This is a genomic window from Micromonospora sp. NBC_00898 (genome assembly GCF_045207895.1).
Taxonomy (GTDB): Bacteria; Actinomycetota; Actinomycetes; order Mycobacteriales; family Micromonosporaceae; genus Micromonospora.
On the sequence record NZ_CP108775.1, the window covers coordinates 1,018,262 to 1,039,450 of the forward strand.

A 21,189-nucleotide genomic window follows, 5' to 3' on the forward strand; every position below is an offset into this window, starting at 1 on the left:
CCACGGCGGGTACGCACGGCGACCGCAGGTCGCAGCCCCTCGTGGTGGCCACCGCACCCCTAGACGCGACAACCCAGGAGGCCACAGCATGCCCGCCGAGATGACGAACGCCGTGACCGAGTACCGCGAGCCGGCGGTCGAGAGCGAGCGGGGCGCGGTGGTGGCGGTCTTGCTGATGGTGATCCTCGGCGTGGCCGGCATCTTCGCCGTGTCCTGACCGCCGGGCGGGCGCCCCGGGACGAACCGGGACGCCCACCTCGTACGGGTCGATCAGGGACGCGGGCCCTGGCCGCCGGTGTGCGGCAGATGCTTCGCGGGGACCACGCCGAGCTTGCCGGCCTGGAAGTCCTCGAACGCCTTCATCAGCTCCTCGCGGGTGTTCATCACGAACGGGCCGTAGTGCGCCACCGGCTCCCGGATGGGCTGGCCGCCCATGATGTAGAGCTCCAGGGCCGGGGCGTTGGCGTCCTGCTGCGCGTCCGCGGTCACCCGCAGCGCGTCGCCCGCGCCGTGCACCGCGAGCTGCCCGGTGTGGATCGGCCGCCGGTCGGTGCCGACGCTGCCGCGGCCGGCCAGCACGTAGACCAGCGCGTTGAAGTCGGGCCGCCAGGGCAGGCTCAGCTCCGCCCCCGGCTGCACCGTCACGTGGGTGATGGTGATCGGGGTGTGGGTGGAGCCCGGCCCGCGGTGCCCGGCGACCTCGCCGGCGATCACCCGGATCAGCGCGCCGCCGTCCGGGGTGGTGAGCAGCGCCGACTCCTTGCCGCGGATGTCCTGGTAGCGCGGCGGGTTCATCTTGGCGACCCGGGGCAGGTTCACCCAGAGCTGGAGGCCGTGGAAGAGGCCGCCGCTGGTCACCAGGTGCTCCGGCGGCGCCTCGATGTGCAGCAGGCCGCTGCCGGCCGTCATCCACTGGGTGTCGCCGTCGGTGATGGTGCCGCCGCCGCCGAGCGAGTCCTGGTGGTCCATGATCCCGTCGATCATGTAGGTCACCGTCTCGAAGCCGCGGTGCGGGTGCCACGGGGTGCCCTTCGGCTCGCCCGGCGCGTAGTCCACCTCGCCCATCTGGTCGAGGTGGATGAACGGGTCCAGCTCGGTCAGCGGCACCCCGGCGAAGGCCCGGCGGACGGGGAAGCCCTCGCCCTCGAAGCCGCTCGGCGCGGTGGTCAGCCGGCGGACCGGCCGGAAGGTGGTGGACTCGTCGAGCCGGGGCAGGCGGGGCAGGACGAGGACGTCGTCGACGGTGATGGCGGGCATCTCGGGCTCCTTAGTTGTCGGCCGGGGTGGACGACGCGTCGCGGGCGGCGCGCAGGCGCCGACCGAGCCGCTCGAAGACCCGGGTGAGGCAGGCGACCTCGGCGTCGTCGAGGTCGTCCATCAGGTGGGCGCGCACCGACGCCAGGTGGTGCGGCGCGGCGTCGCGCAGGGTGAGCAGGCCGGCGGCGGTGAGCACCGCCTCGCTGCCCCGGCGGTCCCCGGGGCAGGACTCCTTGGCGACCAGACCGCGCTTCTGCATCGAGGTGATCTGGTACGTCAGCCGGCTGGGCGAGAAGACCAGTCGGCCGGCCAGCTCACCCATCCGCAGCCGTTGCCCCGGCGCCTCGGAGAGCAGGACCAGCACGTGGTAGTCGGCGAAGCTCAGCTCGTCCGCGCGCAGGTCCTCCTCGATCTGGGTGAACAACCGCTGGCTCGCCTCGATGTACGCGCGCCAGCAGGCCATCCGCACGGGGTCCAGGCTCTCGGTCACGGGTACCAGAGTAGCACTCTTTCAAATTTAAACAAGTACCTTCTGATGCTGGACCCGGGCCTCCTGGTGATCATGTACCGGGGAACCCTACAAATTGGAAAGATATTCCCGGGGATAACGGCAGGCCGACCGCCGCCGGCCCGTGCGAGACTCCCCGCCGTGGACGATGTCGAGCTCACCGCGCCCGGCCTGCTGCTGCGACCCTGGCGGGAGCGGGACGCTCCGGCCGTCCTCGCCGCGCTGCGCGAGCCGGCCATCGCCCAGTGGAACCCGTCGCCCGGCGGCACCGACCTGCCCGGGGCGCGCGAGTGGGTCCGCCGACGCGCCGACTGGTCCGCCGGCGACCACGTCTCCCTGGCGGTGACCGGGCCGGACGGCGGGGCGCTGCTCGGGTCGGTGTCGCTGCACCGGGTCCACGCCGGCGACGCCTCGATCGGGTACTGGACCGTCGCCGAGGCCCGCGGCCGGGGCGTCGCCTCCGCGGCCGTCACCACCCTCACCACCTGGGCGTTCGCCCAGCTTCGCCTGCACCGGATCGAGCTGTGCCACGCAGTGGCCAACCCGGCCTCCTGCCGGGTCGCCGCCCGCGCCGGCTACCCGGCCGAGGGCACCCTCCGGGAGTCCTACCGCTACGGCGACGGCCGGCGGTACGACGAGCACCTGCATGCCCGGCTGGTCACCGACGGCTGACCGCCGCCCCGGCTAGGGTCGGAGGCGTGGATGACCTCGAACTGCTCGACTGGCGGGAGCGGATCGCCCGGCTGTACCTCTCCGACCTTGACCTGACCGGGTTCCGGGCGGAACGGGACGAGCTGTTCCGTCGACACCCGCAGAGCCCGCTGCCGGCCGAGGACCGGGCCGGCTTCACCGGGCTGCGCTACCACCCGGCGAACCCGGACGCGGTGGTGGAGGCGCCGCTGCGCCCCGCCTCGGGCTTCGAGAGCATCGACACCGGCGGGCCGGACGGGGTGGTGCACTACCGGCGGGTCGCCGTCGCCGAGACCCCGTGGGGTCCGCTGACCCTGTGGTGGATCGAGGCGTACGGCGGTGGGCTGTTCGTGCCGCTGCGCGACGGGACCTGCGGCACCGAGGCGTACGGCGGCGGCCGGTACCTGACCGACACCGTCAAGGGCACCTTCGGCCGGGGGCTGACCGTGCTGCCGGGCGGACGGGTCCGGCTCGACGCCAATTACCTCTACAACCCCAGCTGCGCGTACGACGACCGGTGGGCCTGCCCGCTCGCCCCGCCCGAGAACCGGGTGGACGTTCCGATCCGGGCCGGGGAGCTGGCGTACCACGACTGACGCCCCGGCGCGGGCCCGGGCGCCGGGGCGTGGAGTCGGTGCGGTCAACGGGCGGTCGCGCCCGTCGGGGTCAGGTGCATCCGGCCGAGCAGCTGCCGGGCCTGATCGGCCACGTCGGCGTCCACGGTCACCGCGTACTGGCCGGCCCGCAGTGAACTGGCCGAGGTGAAGTCGCGCTGCCCCCCGGTCATGGCGTGCGCGACCGCGCCGAAGACGGCGCCCCAGATCGCGCCGATCACCAGCCCGACCAGGATCACCGCCACCCAGTTGCCGGCGGTGAAGATGCCGAAGAGCAACCCGATGAAGAGCCCGAACCAGGCACCGGTGCCGGCGCCCACCAGGGCGGACCGGCCGGTGGTCATCCGTCCCATCACCGTCTCCACCAGGGTGAGGTTGGTGCCGACGATCGCGGTGCGTTCCACCGGGAACCGGTTGTCGGCCAGGTAGTCCACCACCCGCTGCGCGGACGGATAGTCCGGGTACGAGCCGATCGTCACGGTCGGCGGACCCGGCTGCGGACCGTGTCCGTCCCCGCTGGGCGGCGCCGGCCGGCCGGCCGGGCCGGACGGGAGGTTGTCACCGCCCGGCATGCCGGGTTGCCAGGCCGCGGTCGGATTCGAGGGTCTGGTCATGAGCATCCTCCTTCGTCAACCGCCCGGGTTCCCACCGCCGTCGGGCGGTAACGCCCGGCCGGCGTCGGATGCCCGTCGGAGGGTGCCGGCCGGCGGGACACGCGCTGCGCGCAGGGCGGATGCCGAACGTCCGGCATGCCGCGGGTGCACCCGGGTAGACACCGGCGTGGACAGCGGGCGGATAGGTGAGCACGGCTTCCTGGCGGACGGGTGCAGTGCGGCGCTGGTCGACCTGGCCGGTTCGGTGAACTGGTGGTGCCCGCCGCGCTTCGACGGGCCCTCCGTATTCGGCCGGCTGCTCGACGACCGGGCGGGGCACTGGACGATCCGCCCGGAGGAGGACTTCACCAGCGAACGGTCCTATCTGGACGACACGCTGGTGCTGCGTACCGTCTTCACCACCCGGACCGGTTCGGTAGCGGTGACCGACGCCTTGGCGCTGGAGTCCGGCGCGCGCGGCCACGAGATCGGCCTGCGCTCACCCCGCGTTCTCGCCCGCCTGGTCGAGGGACTGACCGGCGAGGTCCCGATGCGGGTGCAGTACCAGCCCCGCTTCGAGTACGGGCGGGTCTCCGCGTACCTCACCGAATCCGACGGGCAGATCGACGCCACCGCCGGCACCTGCCGGTTGAGCCTGCGCGCCAACGTTCCGCTGGACCTCGGCGACGGCGAGGCCACCGGGCGGTTCACCGCCCGCGCCGGCACCCGCCACCACTTCACTCTCGGCCACGCCGACACCTACGGGGGGCGTCCGCCAGCCGTGCCGGATGCCGACCGGGTGGTGGCCGACGCGGTCGCCGGGTGGCGGTCCTGGGCCGACCTGCATCGTGACCAGTACCGGGGCGAGTACCGGGACCAGGTGTGGCGCAGCGCGATCGTGGTGCAGGGCATGACCTACCGGCCCAGCGGCGCCGTGGTCGCGGCGGCCACCACCTCGCTCCCGGAGGAGTTGGGCGGCGACCGCAACTACGACTACCGCTTCGTCTGGGTACGCGACTTCAGCCTCACCCTCCAGGCGCTCTGGCTGGCCGCCTGCCCGGACGAGGCGAACCGGCAGTTCGCCTGGGTGTCCCGGGCCATGGGCCGGATCGGCGACGAGCCGGTGCCGATCATGTACGGCGTGCACGGGGAGCGGGACCTCACCGAACACCGGTTGGACCACCTGTCCGGGTACGCCGACAGTCGACCGGTCTTCATCGGCAACGACGCGTGGCGGCAGCGGCAGACCGACGTGCTCGGCGAGATCCTCGACGCCGGCTGGCTGATGCGGCACTACCTGGACCCCATGTCGCCCGACGTACGCCAGTTCCTGCATGCGATGGCCGACCGGGCGGTGGTCGACTGGCGCCGGCCGGACGCCGGGATGTGGGAGGCGCGTGACGCCGAGCGGCACTACGTGTCGTCCAAGGTGGGGTGCTGGACCGCGCTGGACCGGGCGGTGCGCTTCGGAACCCGGCTCGGCGAGCCAGCCGACGTTGCCCGCTGGGCGGCGGCCCGGGACGAGATCCGGGAGACGGTGCTGACCCGCGGCTGGAACGAGCGACTCGGCGCGTACACCGGGGCCTTCGGCTCGGACGACCTCGACGCCTCGGTGCTGATCATGCCGCTGGTCGGCTTCCTGCCGGCCGACGACCCCCGGATGCGGTCCACGATGGACGTGGTCGAGCGCCGGCTCTGCCGGGACGGCCTGCTGCGGCGCTGGGACGACGACCCCGCGGGCTTCGTGATCTGCTCGTTCTGGCTGGTCAGCTGCCTCGCCGCGGCCGGCGAGCTGGACCGGGCGCGGCGGCTCTTCGAGCAGCTCGCCGCCCGGGTCAACGACCTGGGGCTCTACGCCGAGCAGATCGACCAGGCCACCGGCGAGCAGCTGGGCAACTTTCCACAGGCCTTCTCGCACATCGGCCTGATCCACGCCGCGGGTTTCATCACCGCGGCCGCCAAGCGGCTCGGCGGCTTTGCCGAGCGAGAGGCCGTGCCGACCGGTACGACGATCACGTAGGGAGCACGCAGATGACCGGACGACTCGCCGGGAAGACCGCCCTGATCACCGGCTCGGACTCGGGGATCGGGCAGGCCACCGCCATCGAGTTCGGCCGCGAGGGCGCCGACGTCGTGGTGCACTACCTGCACGACCACGCCGGCGCGAACCACACCAAGGCCGAGATCGAGAAGGCCGGCCGCCGGGCCGTGGTGGTGCAGGGCGACATCAGCGTGGAGCACCAGGTCGAGGCTATGTTCGACGAGGCGCTCGCCGAGTTCGACACCCTGGACGTGCTGATGAACGACGCGGGTGTCGACGCCTCCGGCATTCCGGTGGCGGACCTGGACACCGAGACGTGGGACCGGTGCATCCGCACCAACCTCTACGGGATGTTCTTCTGCTGCCGCCGGTTCGTCCAGCACCGCCGCGACCAGGGCGGCCAGGGGAAGATCATCAACATCACCTCCATCCACCAGGAGGTGGCCCGGGCCGGCGGCGCCGACTACGACTCCAGCAAGGGCGGCATGCTGGAACTGGCGAAGAGCCTGGCCCTGGAGGTGGCGCCGATGCACATGAACGTCAACAACATCGGTCCCGGCATGGTGCTCACCCCGTTCAACCAGCGGGCCATCGACGACCCGCAGTACCTGGAGGAGCAGGTGCAGAGCATCCCGTGGAAGCGGGCCGCGCAGCCGCAGGAGATCGCCAAGCTGGCCGTCTTCCTGGCCAGCGACGACGCCGAGTATGTGACCGGCTCGACGTACTTCATGGACGGCGGCCTGATGCAGAACCAGGGCCAGGGCGCCTGAGCCCGCGCTGCCCGGCCGTCGGGTCGCCGTCGGTGACCCGGCGACAGGTCGGGCGGGGGCGGGGAGGATCGGGGGATGCAGCTCGTGATCACCGCCGACACCCACGTACCGAAGCGGGCGCGGGACCTGCCGGCGCGGCTCTGGGCCGCGATCGACGCCGCCGACGTGGTGCTGCACGCGGGGGACTGGGTGGACGTGTCGCTGCTGGACGCGCTGGAGGCGCGGGCCCGCCGGCTGGTCGGCGTGTACGGCAACAACGACGGCCCGGAGTTGCGGGCCCGGCTGCCCGAGGTGGGCCGGGCGGAGCTCGACGGGCTGCGGGTGGCGGTGGTACACGAGACCGGGCCGAAGACCCGGCGGGAGGAACGCTGCACGGCCCGCTTCCCCGACTGTGACCTGCTGGTCTTCGGGCACTCCCACATCCCGTGGGACAGCGTCGCCCCGGGCGGGTTGCGGCTGCTCAACCCGGGCTCGCCCACGGACCGGCGGGCCCAGCCGCACGCCACCTGGCTGACCGCGCGGGTGGCGGCGGGACGGCTCGACCAGGTCGAGCTGCACCGCCTGCCCCCGCGCTGACTCACCGCCCGCGCCCGGTCTCCGCCTGGAGCTCGTCGATCCGGCGCGACGCCTCCGCCTTGGTCAGGCCCTCCGGCACCTCCTCACCGGCCTCCCGGGCGAGCGTGTGCAGGTACGACTCCTGCGCGGCGGTCGGCGGCTCCTCGCCGGTGACCCACTCGTCCGGGTCCTTGATGGCGGCCTGCGGGTTGGCGTTGCCGCTGCTGCGGTCGGTCATCTCGATCACCTCTCCTCGAACACCTGTGCCAGTACCCCGGGTCCGCGCCCTTCATGCCGCCCCGCGCCCGACCCGCATACGATCATCGGGTGACGGTGAACCCGGCGGGTGTGGTGGTGGTCGGCGCGGGCATCGCCGGGGTGGCGTGCGCCGTCGAGCTGGTCCGGGCCGGCATCTCGGTGCAGGTCCGGGAACGGGCCCGGGTGTCCGGCGGCCGGATGGCCAGCAAGCGCTTCGACGGCCGCCCCGCCGACCTCGGCGCCGCCTACTTCACCCTCTCCCACCCCGACTTCGCCGAGGTGGTCGAGGGGTGGCGGGCCGCCGGGCTGGCCCGCGAATGGACCGACGCCCTGGTCGCGTACGGGCCGGAGGGCCGCCAGGAACTGCCGGGCCCGACCCGCTGGGCCGCCCCGGGCGGGCTGCGCTCGCTGGTCGAGCACCTGGCCCGGGACCTGCCCGTGACCCACGACCGGTTGGTGCTGACGGTCGAGCCGGGGCCGCGGGTCGACGGCCAGGACTGCGCGGCGGTCGCGCTGGCCATGCCGGGACCGCAGGCGGCCCTGCTGCTCGACCCCGCGCTCGCCGCGGCGACCCGGGTGGTGACGGCCCAGCAGTGGTCCCCGGCGCTGGCCGCGGTGCTGCGCTTCCCGCAGCGCCGGTGGTCCGACTTCCGGGGCGCCTTCGTCAACGGGCATCCCGTACTCGCCCTGCTCTGCGACGACGGGGACCGGCGGGGGGACGGCGCGCCGGTGCTTGTCGCCCACACCACGCCCGAGTTCGCCGCCGGTCACCTGTTGCAGCCCACCGCCGCCGGCCCCGCCGTCGAGCAGGCGGTGCGGGACCTGCTCGGCCTGCCCGAACCGGCCGAGCTGGTGCACGTGCACCGCTGGACGTACGCGAAGCCCGCCGCGGGCGGGGACGGGACGTACCACCTCGACGACGACGGGATCGGCATCGCCGGAGACGCGTTCGGCAAGCCCCGGGTGCAGAGTGCCTGGCTCTCCGGCCGGGACCTCGGCCGGGCGCTGGTCGACCGGCTCGGTGGCTGACCGGCGCGGCGGTCGATCGGCTCGGTGGCTGACCGGCGCCGCGGTTGACCGGCTCGGCGGCCGGGTCAGCCCAGCGCGGGCTCCTTCTCGCGGCCCCGCTCGGACCGCTCCCGGGTGCGCTCGCCCGCCCGGTCGAGCAGCTGCATGACCGGGGTGGCCGCGATCCCGTGCACCACCACCGAGACGATCACCACCAGGCCCACGGTGGCCCAGATCAGCTCGGCCTGCGGGAAGTCCGTCCTGCTGGTGGCGTACGCCAGGTAGTAGAACGAGCCGACGCCGCGGATGCCGAACAGCGCGATCACCCAGTGCTCGGCCGGCCGACCCGGCGCCCCACGCAGCGACAGCCAGCCGGTCAGCGGCCGGACCACGAAGACCAGCGCCAGGCCGACCAGCGCCGCCGGCCAGGTCAACGGGGCCAGCAGCCCGCCGATGACCGCTCCGCCGAAGAGCAGCAGCAACAGCACGGTCAGCAGCCGCTCGATCTGCTCGGCGAAGTCGTGCAGCACCGAATGGAACTCGTGCGTCCGCTCCGCCGCCCGGATCCCCCGGGCCGCCACGAAGACCGCCAGGAAGCCGTACCCGCCGATCACCTCCACCAGCCCGTACGCCAGGAAGGTGGCGGCCAGCGCGAGGAAGCCCTCGGCGTGCCGGGCCAGCCGCAGCTCGCTCGGGGCCCGGAAGAAGAGCTTGCCGAGCAGCCAGCCGACGAGCAGGCCACCGCCCACGCCGACGGCCAGCTTGTAGAGCACGTCGACGGTGAACCAGTGCGCCAGCCAGTCCGCCGGGGCGAGGCTGGTGGTGGCGATCGCGATCGCCGCGTACACGAACGGGAAGGCCAGGCCGTCGTTCAGCCCCGCCTCCGAGGTCAGCGCGAAGCGCACCTCGTCCTCGGAGTCCTCCACGTCGGTCGGCTCACCGACCTGCACGTCGGCGGCGAGCACCGGGTCGGTGGGGGCGAGCGCCGCGCCCAGCAGCAGCGCCGCCGCCGGCACCAGACCGGCCCACCACCAGCCCAGCAGCGCCACCGCGGCGATGCAGAGCGGCATCGCGATCGCCAGCAGCCGCCAGGTCGACGACCAGCGGGCCCAGCTCAGCGGCCGGTCGATCTTCAGGCCGGCGCCCATCAGCGCGACGATCACCCCGATCTCGGTGAGATGCGTGGTGATTTCGGGCCAGCGCAGCGGGTCCGGCGTGGGCAGCCCGGTTGGCAGCAGGAACACCAGCATGCCGAGGCCGAGGAAGGCGATCGGCATGGAGAGCGGGCGCCGCTCCAGCACGCGAGGCAGGATCCCTGCCAGCAGCGCGCCCACACCCACCAGCGCGAACGCGACGTCCACCGGTTCCACGGCACCACCCTTCCCGCCGCCCGCGGCGCGGGCAGGTGGTCACCAGTGCCCCGTACTTCCGTCCGGTATGCCTCGGTGTCCGGCTTGTCCCGGGTGGGTCCGCTCACGTGCCGGGCCCGCCAGCCCGGCGGGCGCGGGCTCAGCCGAGGCCGGCGATGGCGCTCTCGCCGAGGCCGCTCAGCAGGGCGGCCGGGTCGTCGTAGACTGCCGCGGCGCCCGCCCCGGCCAGCTCCGCGCGGCTGGTGCCGCCGCAGGTCAGCCCGATGCAGGGGATGTGCAGCTTCCCGGCCGCGGCGACGTCCCAGACGGAGTCGCCGACGAAGACCACGCGTTCCGCGGTGAGGCCCGACTGCTCCAGGGCGGCCACCAGGATGTCGGGCGCCGGCTTGCTCTCGTCCGCGTCGGCCGACGAGGTGACGGTGTCGATGACGTCGTCGGCGTCGAGCACGGCGCGCAGCGCGGCCACCTCGTGCTCGGCCGCCGAGGTGGCCAGCACCACCCGCAGGCCTCGTGCAGCGCACGCCCGCAGCAGCTCCACCGCCCCCGGCAGCGGCGCCAGCCGCTCCCAGTACTCGGCGTACAGGCTGTCGTGCGCGTCGCGCAGCTTGCCGTCGCCGCCCCGGTCGCGTTCCGGGCCGAGCAGGTGGTCGAGGAGCTTGTCGGAACCCATGCCGATCGACCGGTGGATCAGCGCCATCGGGAGCCGGTGGTCGGCCTGGCGCAGCGCCTCCCACCAGGTCACCGTGTGCAGGTAGGTGGTGTCGACGAGGGTGCCGTCCACGTCGAGGAGGACGCCGCAGCGGTTGTCGGTCGGCATGGCTCCCCTCCTACCCGCCCCGACCTGTGCCGACGCGTGCCTCAGCCGGACGGGATGAGGATCTCGAACCAGACCGTCGAGCCGCGCACCGTCGGGTCGGTGCCCCAGGCGTCGCTCAGCTCCTCGATCAGGCCCAGGCCGCGTCCCCGGCTGCTCAGCGTGTCGGTCTGCGCCCGGGTCACCGTGCCGCGGGTGCCCGAGTCGGCAACCGACACCAGCAGCCGTTCCGCGCTGAGGTCGATCTCCACCCGGGCGGCGGTGCCGGCGTGCAGCAACGCGTTGGTGGTCAGCTCGCTGGTGCAGAGCACCGCCGCGCCGACCACCGCCTCCGGCACCCGCCACTCGGTGAGCTGGGCGGACATCCAGTGCCGTACCCGGCTCGGCGCGGTCGGCTCGGCCGGGACCTCCATGCTGGCGGACCGGCTCGGCTTGACCGCGTGCTCCACGGCCAGCACCGCGACGTCGTCCTCGGTGGCCCCCGGGACCGCGCCGGTGGCCACCGCGCAGAGCGCCCGGGGGTCGCCGCTGCTGGCGGCGGTCACCGCGCCGGCCAGCCCGGCCAGCCCGGCGGTCAGGTCCTGCCAGCGCCGCTCCACCACCCCGTCGCTGAACAGCAGCAGGGTGTCCCCGGGGCGGAACGGCACGGTGGCCGTACGCGGCCGGCAGCCGAGACCCAGCGGGGCGCCGGGCGGCACGTCGACGTACTCGGCGACGGGTCCGTCCGTCGCCGAGCAACGCCGGATCAGCGGTGCGGGATGGCCCGCGCTGGCCAGCGTGATCCGCTCCCGGTCCGCGTCCACGACCCCGAAGACCACGGTCACGAAGAGCTCCTGCGTCCCGGCCTCGGCGCCCAGGCTGGAGACCAGCCGGTCCAGCCCGCCGAGCACCGCGTCGGGCCGGGGATCGCTGAGGGCCAGCGCCCGCAGCGCCGCCCGCACCTGCCCCATCCGCGCCGCCGCCTGCACGTCGTGCCCGGCCACGTCGCCGAGGACCACGCCCAGCGCGCCGGTGGGCAGCACGAACGCGTCGTAGAAGTCGCCGCCGGCGGCGTTGCCGTCCACGCCCGGGGCGTACCGGGCGGCGATGCGCAGCCGGGGCAGGTCGGGCAGCTGCTCCGGGAGCATGCTGCGCTGCAACAGCTGGGCGGTGCCGTGCTGGGTCTCGAACCGGCGGGCCCGCTCGGCCGCCTGGCCGACCAGCTCCGCCGAGGCGGAGAGTAGCGCCCGCTCCGCCGCCGACCAGGTGTGCGGGGTCTGGTAACCGACCGCCAGCGCGCCCCGGACCACCGAGGACCGCAGCGGCAGGGCGGCCAACGCCCGGATCTTCTGGTCGTGGCGGTCCACCGCGATCGCCCGCAGGGGTTGACCGTCGCTCGTGTAGAAGGGCACCCCGATGCGGGCGGCCACCACCACCGGGCCGGGCGACTCGGCCGGGGTGCGCCGCCACAGCGGCGGAAGCCGTTCGTCGGCCTCGTCGAGCAGTTCGCCGCGGATCCGCCGGACCATCCGCCAGCTACCGCCCTCGTCCACCGCGAAGGCCACCCGGTCGGCGTCGAACGAGTTGATGGCGTAGCGCAGGGTCACCCGGGCGACGTCGTCGAGGGTGAGGGTGCCGGAGAGGGCGGCGGCGAAGTCGCTCAGGCTCTGCAACTGCTGGGTGAGCTGGGTGGTCTGCGCGGCGACGGTGAGCACGCCGATGATCCGGCCGGTGCTGTCGCGCACCGGGGAGTGGCCCCGGGTGAACACCGCCGGCTCGCCGCCACCGACCAGATGCCGGTCGGCCGGCAGCACCGCCTCCCGCTCGAGGAAGGATTCGCCGTGCCGGTACGCGCGTTCGAGCACCTCCCCGGCGCCCGGCTCGTGCCAGACGTCCGCGAAGACCTCCGCGGCCGGCCGCCCGAGCGCCTCCGGGTGCCGGGCGCCGATCAGCTCGGCGTACCCGTCGTTGTAGAGCAGCACCAGGTCGTCGCCGTAGAGCAGGGCCATCGGTACGGGCGAGGCGAGCACCAGCTCGACCACGGCCCGTACCGCCGGGTCCCACCGCTCGGGCGCGCCCAGCGACGTGCCGGCCCACGGGTGGGCGAGCACCGCGGCCGCCGCGCCGGAACCGCTGGCGCCCGGGTCCGCTGGCGCTCCCGGGGCAGGAGCTGATGGCGTGGGGACCCGCCTGACCGTGCCTGGCATGACCGCAGCCTATCCGGAGCGTGACGCGGACGTTGCGATCATGCGTCCGGGTCTGCCCCGGGTGCCCGCCGGGGCGGCCGTTAGTGCAGGTCAGGGTGCATTGCGGGAGAGATGTCGGGAAATTCCCGGCCGATGGCGCGGCGTGCCCACGGGGCGACCGGGTATGCGGGCCGGGCAGTTCACGCGACAGGAGGGACATCATGCAGAAAACCCTCGCGGTCGGGCAGGCCGACATCGGCACCGCCCTGACTGATATGTGGAGGTCGGTGCTGCTCTTCATCCCGAGGGCCATCGCGTTCATCGTGATCCTCGTGGTGGGCTGGCTCATCGCCCGGGCCGTCCTCAAGATCGTGGACGCGGCGCTGGAACGGGTGGGCTTCGACCGTGCGGTCGAACGGGGCGGCGTCAAACGCGCGCTCGAGAGAACCAAGTACGACGCCAGTGACATCCTGGCCAGACTGGCCTACTACGCGGTTCTGCTGTTCACCCTGCAGTTCGCCTTCGGGGTGTGGGGACCGAACGCGATCAGTGACCTGATCCGGGGCGTCATCTCCTGGCTGCCGCGAGCCTTCGTGGCGATCGTCATCGTGGTGGTCGCCGCCGCCATCGCCAACGCGGTCCGGGACCTGATCACCGGCGCGCTGGGCGGGCTGTCCTACGGCAAGGTCCTCGCCGACCTGACGGCGATCTTCATCCTGGCGCTCGGGGTGATCGCCGCGCTCAACCAGGTGGGTATCGCCACCACGGTGACCACACCGGTGCTGATCGCGGTGCTCGCCACGGTGGCCGGCATCCTGATCGTCGGTGTCGGTGGTGGTCTGGTGAAGCCGATGCAGAACCGCTGGGACGGCTGGCTCGACCGGGCCGCGGAGGAGTCCCGCGCGATCCGGGAGCAGCGTCAGGCGCAGGGCGCGGGACGCAGCGACTACGAGCGGCAGATGGCCGACCGGAGCGCCGCGGAGCGCACCCAGGTGATGTCCCGGGGTCAGGAGTCGATGTCCGGCGCGCGGGGCGGGCAGGGCACGTACCAGTCCGGGAACGCCGGCGACGAGACCCAGCAGTTCCGCCGTCCGGGCGGCTGAGCCGGCCGGTGGCAGGGAGGGTGTCCGGCGATCGCGGGCACCCTCCGTCGGCTCAGGCCAGGTGCCGCGGGTCCAGCGAGCGGGCCAGGGCGCAGACCGCGAGCAGGCGGGTGTGCAGCCAGTCCGGCGCCGTCCAGTCGGTCGGCTCGGTGGCCGGCTGCCAACCGTGCTCGGTCGCGGCGGCCCGGACACCCTCGGCGTACCCGGCGAGCGCGGCGACCGTGAGCGGCCGACGGTCGCCGTCCAGGCTGTCCCGGACGGCGGCGGCGTGCTGGTCGACCAGCGCGAGCAGCCCGGCACTGGCGGCGGCCGCCGCGAGTCCGTCGGTGCCGACGGAAGCGGTGAGCGCGATGAGGGCGGACCGCGCGGAACCGGCGGCGGAGCGGGACGCGACCCGTTTGTTCGGCACACGCATGGAAACCGAGGCTAATCACGCCGTGACCGGGCCGGCCTCGGCCGACCGGTTGAGTGCCGGTCGGCCGGCCCGGTGTCCGCCCTCCGCCGCGGGGATTGACCCGGCCGGGACCGGGCAGAAGGAAAACCGCGCGAATCGGCGCAGACGACCTCGCGGAGGAACGAAATGGGACAGCACACGGACGGACCCGACGAGCGGCACCGGCGCCCGGCCGGTGTGAGCGACGGCACGGTCGAGGCCCTGGGCAAGCTGAGCGAGGCCCTGGAGGCGGTCGAGCGGGCCCGCGGGCACCTCTACTCGTTGCACCAGCTCATCGGCCATGCCGACCTGATGCTCGACGACGCGGTGGAGCTGTTCCGGTCCGCCGGGCACGACGACATGGCCGACCGGATCGGCAGGGACCTGCTCGGCCGCAACGTGATCGCCGGGCGCTGGACCTTCCAGATCGTCGAGGACTTCGACGACGGCTACTACGCCCTGTTCCGGGAGTTGGACCGCCGGGCCCGCGACGAGCTGGTCGACGGCCGGCGGCACCTGTATGAGGCGGAGATGAAGGAGCGCCGCCGCACCCCGGGGCGGCCGGGGCACGAGGCGCGCCCCGGCGCGACCGGCTAGTCGGAGGAGGCGGCGCCCGCCGGACGGCGCCGGGCGGAGTCGTCGGCGATGATCACCGTGGCCACCATCAGCGCGACGCAGAGGCTGAACAGCCAGGAGTCGTCGGCGACGAGTTTCGCGGCGACGGGCGCTTGGACGGCGGCGAGCAGGAAGCCCAGCCAGGCCAGGCGACGCTGACGTGGGGTGAGGAAGCCGGAGCCCTGTTGCATCCCGAAAGTCTTACGCGGCACCTCGCTATTGCCGTCACCCGTTCGGCCGATTCTGGACGACCTGTCCGGTTCCTCGGCCGTCCGGGCCTCACTTTTTGTCGTTTCGGCGGAGTCGCCGGTCGTCGTCGGGCGATTCCGCCGGGTGGGGCAAAATGACTCCCCGTGTCGCACAGCCCCGCCCCACCACCCCGGGCGTCCCTGCTCCTGCTGGCCTACCTCGCCTTCGTCAGCCTCGGCCTGCCCGACGGGCTGATCGGGGTGGGTTGGCCGTCGATCCGGGCCGACCTGGGCGTGCCGACCGAGGCGGTCGGCGTGGTGCTCACCGCCGGGACCGTCGGCTACCTCACCTCCAGCGTGCTCGCCGGCTTCACCCTGGCCCGGCTCGGCGTCGGCTGGCTGCTCGCCGGCAGCACCCTGCTGGCGAGCCTGGCCCTCACCGGATACGCGCTGACCCCCGCGTTGGCCCTGATGGCCGGGTGCGCGCTGCTGCTCGGGCTGGGTTCCGGAGCGATCGACTCGGGGCTGAACGCGTACGCCGCCGGGGCCTTCGGACCCCGGCACATGAACTGGATGCACGCGTTCTTCGGACTCGGCGTGGCGATCGGCCCGCTGATCATGACCGGTGCGCTCAGCGCCGGCCTGGCCTGGCGCTGGGGGTACGGCATCGTCGCGACGGCCCAGCTCGCCCTGGCCGGGGCGTTCGCGCTCACCGTGCGCGCCTGGCGGGAGCGGGCCCCCGCCCGCCCGGAGGCGTTACTCCCGCCCGACCCGATCGCCCCGGCGGTGCTCCCCGGCCCGGACGCGCGCGTGGCCGCGCCCGGCCCGGCGGCGGACGTGCGCGTGCCGGCACGGGGCCCCGAGGCCCCCGCCGCGGTCCCCGGGCCGGACGCGGCGGGCGTCCGCACCGGGCTGGCCGACCCGGACGCGGCGGACGTCCGTACCGGGATGGCCGGGCCGGACGTGGCGGACGTACCGCGAGGGCCGGACGGTCCGGGTGGCGCGGACGCCGGCCGGCCGGTGCGCATCGCCGACACGCTGCGGCTGCCCGCGGTCTGGCTCGGCGGGGTCGCCTTCGCGGTCTACGTGGCCATCGAGGTGGCCGCCGGGCTCTGGGCGTTCCTGCTGCTCACCTCGGGGCGGGGGCTGGCCCCGGCGGTCGCCGGGGTGTGCGTCTCCGGCTACTGGGGCAGCCTCTTCGTGGGGCGGGTGGTGCAGGGGGTGGTGGCCGAGCGGCTGGGCAGCACCCGGGTGCTGCGGGGGAGCCTCGTCGGCATGGCCGCCGGGGCGGCGCTGATCGCCCTCCCCGCGCCGGCCTGGGTGGCGGTGGCCGGGCTGCTGGTGCTGGGCTTCGCCGCGGCGCCGGTCTTCCCGCTGCTGACCCTCACCACCGCCCAACGGGTCGGCCGGGCGCACGCCGACCGGGCCATCGGCCTGCAGATCGGCGCGGCCGGCCTGGGTGGCGCGCTGGTGCCCGCGGGGATCGGGGTGCTGGTCGGGCGTACGTCGGTGCAGGCGCTCGGTCCGGCGCTGGTCGTGCTCGCGGCGGCCCTGATCGCCCTGCACGCCGCCGCCTCCCGGCGTCCCTGACCTCGCCCGCCCCGTCCCGGCGGCCCGGACCGCCGCCTGCCCGCCGCCTCCCGGCGGCGCCGGCCGGACGACCCGCACCGGATCCCCGACCTGGCGGTGTCCGCGCCGATCCGACACCGCCGCATCGGCGGAACGCGGGGCGCAGCGTCCCGGGCTCAGACGTCCGGGCCGGTCCGTCCCGTCGTCGACGGGCGGTACGCCCGCTCCGAGTCGGTCATCTCCCGGCGCTCGGCCTCCGGGCCGGCGCCGCGGTCCACCGCCTCGGGACCGTGCCCGAAGGTGGCCTCCTCACCGGCGTCGTTGCCGGTGACGTCGTCGCCCTGGCCGTCGATGGTCGACCGGGCGATCGCCCGGTCCAGCTCGCGCAGCGGGGTCCGGTCCTCGTCGCGCCACACGTGCGGGTCGTTGTCGGTCATTCTCCAGCGGTACCCGGCGGCGTTGATCGCAAACGGCTGGGGGGACACGACGATGGCCGCCGGAACACCGGCGGCCATCGGAGTCGTCTGATCCGGGGGTCAGGGGATCACGGCGTCGGCCGGTCGACCTTGCCGCGCCAGGCACCGGTCTCCTGACCGCGCCGCTCGATGAACTGCTTGAACCGCTCCAGGTCACCCTTGGCCCGGCGGTCGACCACGCCCAGCTTTTCGCCGGCCTTCTCGACCACGCCGTGCGGCTCGAAGTCCATCTGCAGGGTGACCCGGGTGGTGCCCTCGTCGAGCCGGTGGAACGTCACCACGCCGGCCTGCTGGGTGCCGCCGGTGGACTTCCAGGCGACCCGCTCGTCCGGCAGTTGCTCGGTGATCTCGGCGTCGAACTCCCGCTTCACCCCGGCGATCTCCACCGTCCAGTGGGTCATCGTGTCGGAGAGCTGCCGTACCTCCTGGACACCCTCCATGAAGTGCGGGAACTCCTCGAACTGGGTCCACTGGTCGTAGGCGGTCCGGATCGGGACAGAGATGTCCACGTGCTCGGTAACGCCGCTCATGAAGAATCCTCCTCTGCCCGCCGGTGAATCTCCGGATCGTGGGCCGATCCGGTCACCAGCGCGTCGTCTCGTTCTTGTGCCCGAGTGCGGCCCACACCTCGGAAATCGTCTGGTAACGGGTGCCCTCGGGAAGCCCCTCCAGCGCGGTGATGATGTCCGTCGGCGCCGCGTTCTCCTGGGCGTTGGCGATCAGCGTCGCCCGGTCGCCCGGCAGCGCCGTCATGGTGATGAACCGGCCGAGGCGGCTGCGCCCCTCCACGTCGTCCATGCTCATCCCCTGCGGGTTGCCGCCGCGGCTCGCGCCGGCCGTCACCGTCTTCGGCTCCGGCTGGTCCTCGCCCGCCGGCTCCGGCTGGCGGGACTCCTCGACGCGCGAGCCACCGGCCCCCGGCCCCTGGACGAGCCCGGCGACCTCCTGGCTCATGTTGTCGTCGACCCTCGGCGAGTGCTTGCTGTTGCCACGTTCCATGCCGACAGACATGCCCGAGGGGGCCGCCGGTAAACCGGGGCCGGCCCACGGAGCCGGTCATACGGTCACGAATCGGCGGGCGCCCGGGGTGGCAGGACGGGCTCGCCCGGGTCCTCGCCGCCCGCCTGCAGCACCCGGCCGCGCTGCACCTCCGCGTTGACCTGTACGCCGAGCAGCAGGGCGCAGTTGGACAGGTACAGCCAGACCAGGAAGGCGATGACGGCGCCGAGGCTGCCGTAGGTCACGTCGTACGAGCCGAAGTTGGCGACGTAGAGGCCGAAACCGAACGAGGCGAGCACCCAGGCGAGCAGCGCGAGCGCGCCGCCCGGAGTGAGCCAGCGGAACCGGGGCTGCTGGACGTTCGGCGCGATCCAGAACATCAGGGAAAGCAGCGTCATCACCACCAGGGCCAGCACCGGCCACTTGGTGACGCTCCACACCGTCCGGGCCAGGCCGCCGGCCTGCAGCCGGTCGCCCACCGCGTCGGTGACCGGACCGCTGACGATCAGCCCGGTGGCGACGATCGCCAGCAGGACCAGCGACACCCCGGCCAGGCCGATCTGCAGCGGGCGCAGCCGGTAGAACGGGCGGCCCTCCTCGACCCCGTAGACGGCGTTGGAGGCCCGAGTGAACGCCCCGATGAACCCCGAGGCCGACCAGAGGGCGCCGAGCAGACCGAAGCTGAGCAGCACCTTCGCCGAACCCTGCTGCTCCACCACGCCGCGGACCACGCTGATGAAGCCGTCGTTGCCGACCACCGAGCCGGCGCCCACGTCGCGGGCGAGACCGATGACGGTGTCGACGGTCTGTTCCCCGTCGGAGACCAGCCCGACCAGGGCGACCACGACGATGGTGGAGGGGAACAGCGCCAGCACGCCGTAGTAGGTGAGCGCCGCCGCCCAGTCCGCGCAGTTGTCCCGCACGAAGTTCTTCGCGCCGCGGACCAGCACCCCACGCCAGGTGGCCCAGCTCAGCTGGCGCATCCGGCGGGGGAGCCGGGTCCGTTGCCGGCCGTCGACCGGCTGAGTCGTCGCTGCCATGACCGCTCCCTGTGTTCCGCCGCCCGGGCGCACCCCCGCACGTGGTGGTCCGGGCGGTACCCCGCGGGGAAAATCGACAAACCGGGTGCCGGTTTGCCGGCGGGCGGTGCGGGAACTGCATTGGGTAACCCATCGACGCGGAGGAGGACGAGATGCCCGGGCGCGAGGTACTGCCCAGCACGCTGCGGCGCTCCCCGGAGAAGGCCCAGCGCACATGGGAGAAGACGCACGACTCGGCTGTCGACACGTACGGCGAGGGGGAGCGGGCGCACCGCACCGCGTTCGCCGCCGTGAAGCACGAGTTCGAGAAGGTCGGCGACCACTGGGAGCCGAAGGGACGTAAGGGCCCCAGCGACCGGCAGGCCGCCGGTGGCGGCCCCGAGCGGCGGGCGCCCACGGCCGCCGGCGTGGATGCGAATGCGCCCAAGGAGCACCTGATGGAGGTGGCCAAGAAGCTGGACGTGCCGGGCCGCTCCCGGATGACCAAGCCGGAGCTGGTCAAGGCGATCCAGAAGGCGAACGACAGGGAGACCCGCGAGGCGCGCGGCGGGCGCTGACCACACCGGCGTACGACCGGAGCCCGGGATCACTGGTCCCGGGCTCCGGTCGTGCCGTCGTCACCAGTGGCCGCCGCCCGGCGCCTCGATGTGCACGGTCTTCACCGTGCTGAACTCGTCCAACAGCTCCGGGCCGTACCCGAAGCCCTGGCCGCTGCCCCGGCGCGGCTGCGCGGCGCCGCCCGGCGCCCCGCCGAAGACCGAATTGATCTTGACGGTGCCGACCGGCAGCTCCCGTGCGGCCCGCTGGGCGTGACTCATCGACCCGGTGAGCACCGTGGCCGCCAGCCCGTACGGCGAGTCGGCCGCGCAGCGCAGCCCCTCGGTGAACGAGTCGACCACGATCACCGGGGCGACCGGCCCGAACGTCTCCTCGCGGACCACCGTCATCTCGTGTCGGCAGTCGGACAGCACCGTCGCCGGGTAGAACGCCCCGGGCCCGTCCGGCACCGTCCCGCCGGTACGCACCCGCGCCCCCTCCGCGGCCGCGGCGGTGACCTGCCCGTGCACGTGGTCCCGGTGCCGCCGGTCTACCAGTGGGCCGAGCTGCGTCCCCGGGTCGCGGCCCGGGCCCATGGTCAGGGCCTCGGCGCGTCGCACCAGCGCGTCGACGAAGTCCTCCGCCACGTCCCGGTGCACGTAGATCCGTTCCACCGCCACGCAGATCTGCCCGGCGTTGGCGAAGCAGCCGAGCGCGGCCTGATCGGCCGCCCAGACCGGGTCGACGCCCGCGTCCACCACGAGCGGGTCGCTGCCGCCGTTCTCCAGCAGCACCTTGGCGCCGGTGCGGGCTCCGGCGGCGGCGATCTCCCGGCCGGTGGCGGTGGAGCCGACGTGGGCCACCATGTCCACGTCCTGGCCGGACAGCGCCGCGCCCACCTCGGGGCCGCCGGTGAGCAGCGACAGCACCCCGGCGGGCAGCGCGGAATCCAGCGCCTTCGCCAGCAGCCAACCCGTGGCCGGGGTGCGCTCGCTCGGCTTGTAGAGCACCACGTTGCCGGTGACCAGGGCCGCGCCGAGCAGCCCGCAGGAGACCGCCACCGGGTCGTTCCAGGGGGTGATCGCGGCGACCACGCCGCGCGGCTCGGGGGCCATGAAGTCGATGGACGCGGGCCCGCCGTGCAGCGTCCGACCGCCGCGCACCGGGGCCAGCTCCGCGTACTGTCGCAGGGTGCCGACCCCCGCCGCCACCCCGCCGCTCGCGTCGTCCAGCGGCTTGCCCATCTCCGCCGTCGTCGCCTGCGCCAGCTCCTCCGCCGCGGCCACCACCGCGTCCGCGGCCCGGTGCAGCGCCGCCGCCCGTTCCGCCGGGGCGGTCGCGGCCCACTCCGCCGCCATGTCCCGGGCTGCCTCGACCGACTTCGCCACCTCGTCCGCCGTCGCCACCGGCACGGTGGTCACCGGGGAGCCGTCGGCCGGATCGTGTACGACCAGCTCGCCTCCCGTGCCGCCCGCGCCCCACACTCCACCTATGAGCTGCGCAACCGTGTACATGCGGCAGTGGATGCCCCGACCCGGGCGGGGCAAACGCGTTTCGCCCGGTAAGCGGCCGGGTAGGCGGATCGG

General features: G+C 74.0%; 25 protein-coding genes. 11 read left to right on the forward strand and 14 right to left on the reverse strand.

Going from position 1 to position 21,189, the window contains the following annotated elements:
* The first annotated feature begins 88 nt into the window (after positions 1–88).
* Positions 89–217, forward strand: a complete 129-nt coding sequence (locus tag OG799_RS04810) for a hypothetical protein (RefSeq protein ID WP_406043466.1) — start codon at positions 89–91, stop codon at positions 215–217.
* A 53-nt stretch (positions 218–270) separates the two neighbouring features.
* Here the strand turns inward: OG799_RS04810 and OG799_RS04815 are convergent, their stop codons facing one another.
* Both OG799_RS04815 and OG799_RS04820 read right to left on the reverse strand, forming a co-directional pair.
* Entirely contained in the window at positions 271–1,257 is a 987-nt protein-coding gene (locus tag OG799_RS04815) for a pirin family protein (RefSeq protein WP_406043468.1), read from the reverse strand.
* Positions 1,258–1,267: 10 nt separating this feature from the next.
* Positions 1,268–1,747 (reverse strand): MarR family winged helix-turn-helix transcriptional regulator, encoded by a 480-nt coding sequence (locus tag OG799_RS04820; RefSeq protein ID WP_406043470.1) that lies wholly within the window; start codon positions 1,745–1,747, stop codon positions 1,268–1,270.
* A 159-nt stretch (positions 1,748–1,906) separates the two neighbouring features.
* Between OG799_RS04820 and OG799_RS04825 the strand changes: the two genes are divergently transcribed.
* Both OG799_RS04825 and OG799_RS04830 read left to right on the forward strand, forming a co-directional pair.
* Positions 1,907–2,437 carry a GNAT family N-acetyltransferase gene (locus OG799_RS04825; RefSeq protein WP_406043472.1) on the forward strand — a complete coding sequence of 177 codons (531 nt, stop codon included), beginning with the start codon at positions 1,907–1,909 and terminating at the stop codon, positions 2,435–2,437.
* Between the two features lie 26 nt (positions 2,438–2,463).
* Positions 2,464–3,051 carry a DUF1684 domain-containing protein gene (locus OG799_RS04830; RefSeq protein WP_406043474.1) on the forward strand — a complete coding sequence of 196 codons (588 nt, stop codon included), beginning with the start codon at positions 2,464–2,466 and terminating at the stop codon, positions 3,049–3,051.
* A 44-nt stretch (positions 3,052–3,095) separates the two neighbouring features.
* Here the strand turns inward: OG799_RS04830 and OG799_RS04835 are convergent, their stop codons facing one another.
* Positions 3,096–3,683: a general stress protein gene (locus OG799_RS04835; RefSeq protein WP_406043476.1), complete on the reverse strand. Its 588-nt coding sequence runs from the start codon at positions 3,681–3,683 to the stop codon at positions 3,096–3,098.
* 166 nt (positions 3,684–3,849) lie between these two features.
* On the opposite strand from OG799_RS04835, the gene OG799_RS04840 reads away from it, so the two are divergent.
* From OG799_RS04840 to OG799_RS04850, 3 genes are all read left to right on the forward strand, one after another.
* On the forward strand, positions 3,850–5,682 hold the full coding sequence (locus OG799_RS04840) for a glycoside hydrolase family 15 protein (protein WP_406043478.1): 1,833 nt from the start codon (positions 3,850–3,852) through the stop codon (positions 5,680–5,682).
* Between the two features lie 11 nt (positions 5,683–5,693).
* Entirely contained in the window at positions 5,694–6,473 is a 780-nt protein-coding gene (locus OG799_RS04845) for an SDR family oxidoreductase (protein WP_406043480.1), read from the forward strand.
* Positions 6,474–6,548: 75 nt separating this feature from the next.
* Positions 6,549–7,049: a metallophosphoesterase family protein gene (locus OG799_RS04850; RefSeq protein ID WP_406043482.1), complete on the forward strand. Its 501-nt coding sequence runs from the start codon at positions 6,549–6,551 to the stop codon at positions 7,047–7,049.
* A gap of 1 nt (position 7,050) precedes the next feature.
* On the opposite strand, the gene OG799_RS04855 is transcribed toward OG799_RS04850, so the two are convergent.
* The gene (locus OG799_RS04855) at positions 7,051–7,266 is read right to left on the reverse strand and encodes a DUF3072 domain-containing protein (RefSeq protein WP_406043484.1); all 216 of its coding nucleotides are present in this window, start codon (positions 7,264–7,266) and stop codon (positions 7,051–7,053) included.
* A 110-nt stretch (positions 7,267–7,376) separates the two neighbouring features.
* Here OG799_RS04855 and OG799_RS04860 point away from each other — a divergent pair, with 110 nt between their 5' ends.
* Positions 7,377–8,315, forward strand: a complete 939-nt coding sequence (locus tag OG799_RS04860; protein WP_406046206.1) for an NAD(P)/FAD-dependent oxidoreductase — start codon at positions 7,377–7,379, stop codon at positions 8,313–8,315.
* 65 nt (positions 8,316–8,380) lie between these two features.
* Here OG799_RS04860 and OG799_RS04865 read toward each other — a convergent pair whose 3' ends face one another.
* From OG799_RS04865 to OG799_RS04875, 3 genes are all read right to left on the reverse strand, one after another.
* Entirely contained in the window at positions 8,381–9,664 is a 1,284-nt protein-coding gene (locus OG799_RS04865) for a cation:proton antiporter (protein ID WP_406043486.1), read from the reverse strand.
* A 139-nt stretch (positions 9,665–9,803) separates the two neighbouring features.
* Positions 9,804–10,481, reverse strand: coding sequence for an HAD family hydrolase (locus tag OG799_RS04870; protein ID WP_406043488.1), 678 nt, complete (start codon positions 10,479–10,481; stop codon positions 9,804–9,806).
* Between the two features lie 41 nt (positions 10,482–10,522).
* Entirely contained in the window at positions 10,523–12,664 is a 2,142-nt protein-coding gene (locus OG799_RS04875) for a SpoIIE family protein phosphatase (protein ID WP_406043490.1), read from the reverse strand.
* A gap of 200 nt (positions 12,665–12,864) precedes the next feature.
* On the opposite strand from OG799_RS04875, the gene OG799_RS04880 reads away from it, so the two are divergent.
* A complete protein-coding gene (locus OG799_RS04880; RefSeq protein WP_406043492.1) occupies positions 12,865–13,746 on the forward strand; it encodes a mechanosensitive ion channel family protein in 882 nt (293 codons plus the stop codon).
* A 52-nt stretch (positions 13,747–13,798) separates the two neighbouring features.
* Here the strand turns inward: OG799_RS04880 and OG799_RS04885 are convergent, their stop codons facing one another.
* Entirely contained in the window at positions 13,799–14,161 is a 363-nt protein-coding gene (locus tag OG799_RS04885) for a DUF6401 family natural product biosynthesis protein (RefSeq protein ID WP_406043494.1), read from the reverse strand.
* Positions 14,162–14,326: 165 nt separating this feature from the next.
* On the opposite strand from OG799_RS04885, the gene OG799_RS04890 reads away from it, so the two are divergent.
* Complete coding sequence (locus tag OG799_RS04890; RefSeq protein WP_406043496.1) at positions 14,327–14,776, forward strand: hypothetical protein; 450 nt, start codon at positions 14,327–14,329, stop codon at positions 14,774–14,776.
* Here OG799_RS04890 and OG799_RS04895 read toward each other — a convergent pair.
* A complete protein-coding gene (locus tag OG799_RS04895) occupies positions 14,773–14,985 on the reverse strand; it encodes a hypothetical protein (RefSeq protein WP_406043498.1) in 213 nt (70 codons plus the stop codon). The genes OG799_RS04890 and OG799_RS04895 overlap by 4 nt on opposite strands.
* Before the next feature lie 162 nt (positions 14,986–15,147).
* Here OG799_RS04895 and OG799_RS04900 point away from each other — a divergent pair, with 162 nt between their 5' ends.
* Positions 15,148–16,572, forward strand: coding sequence for an MFS transporter (locus OG799_RS04900; protein WP_406043500.1), 1,425 nt, complete (start codon positions 15,148–15,150; stop codon positions 16,570–16,572).
* A gap of 155 nt (positions 16,573–16,727) precedes the next feature.
* Here OG799_RS04900 and OG799_RS04905 read toward each other — a convergent pair whose 3' ends face one another.
* The 4 genes from OG799_RS04905 to OG799_RS04920 form a co-directional block, all read right to left on the reverse strand.
* On the reverse strand, positions 16,728–16,988 hold the full coding sequence (locus tag OG799_RS04905; RefSeq protein ID WP_406043502.1) for a hypothetical protein: 261 nt from the start codon (positions 16,986–16,988) through the stop codon (positions 16,728–16,730).
* 107 nt (positions 16,989–17,095) lie between these two features.
* Positions 17,096–17,557: an SRPBCC family protein gene (locus OG799_RS04910; RefSeq protein ID WP_406043504.1), complete on the reverse strand. Its 462-nt coding sequence runs from the start codon at positions 17,555–17,557 to the stop codon at positions 17,096–17,098.
* A 52-nt stretch (positions 17,558–17,609) separates the two neighbouring features.
* Entirely contained in the window at positions 17,610–18,026 is a 417-nt protein-coding gene (locus OG799_RS04915) for a DUF2795 domain-containing protein (protein ID WP_406043506.1), read from the reverse strand.
* A gap of 65 nt (positions 18,027–18,091) precedes the next feature.
* Complete coding sequence (locus tag OG799_RS04920; protein WP_406043508.1) at positions 18,092–19,066, reverse strand: YihY/virulence factor BrkB family protein; 975 nt, start codon at positions 19,064–19,066, stop codon at positions 18,092–18,094.
* A gap of 152 nt (positions 19,067–19,218) precedes the next feature.
* On the opposite strand from OG799_RS04920, the gene OG799_RS04925 reads away from it, so the two are divergent.
* Positions 19,219–19,623 (forward strand): ChaB family protein, encoded by a 405-nt coding sequence (locus tag OG799_RS04925; RefSeq protein WP_406043510.1) that lies wholly within the window; start codon positions 19,219–19,221, stop codon positions 19,621–19,623.
* A gap of 60 nt (positions 19,624–19,683) precedes the next feature.
* On the opposite strand, the gene OG799_RS04930 is transcribed toward OG799_RS04925, so the two are convergent.
* On the reverse strand, positions 19,684–21,117 hold the full coding sequence (locus OG799_RS04930; RefSeq protein ID WP_406043512.1) for an aldehyde dehydrogenase family protein: 1,434 nt from the start codon (positions 21,115–21,117) through the stop codon (positions 19,684–19,686).
* Between the last annotated feature and the right edge of the window lie 72 nt (positions 21,118–21,189).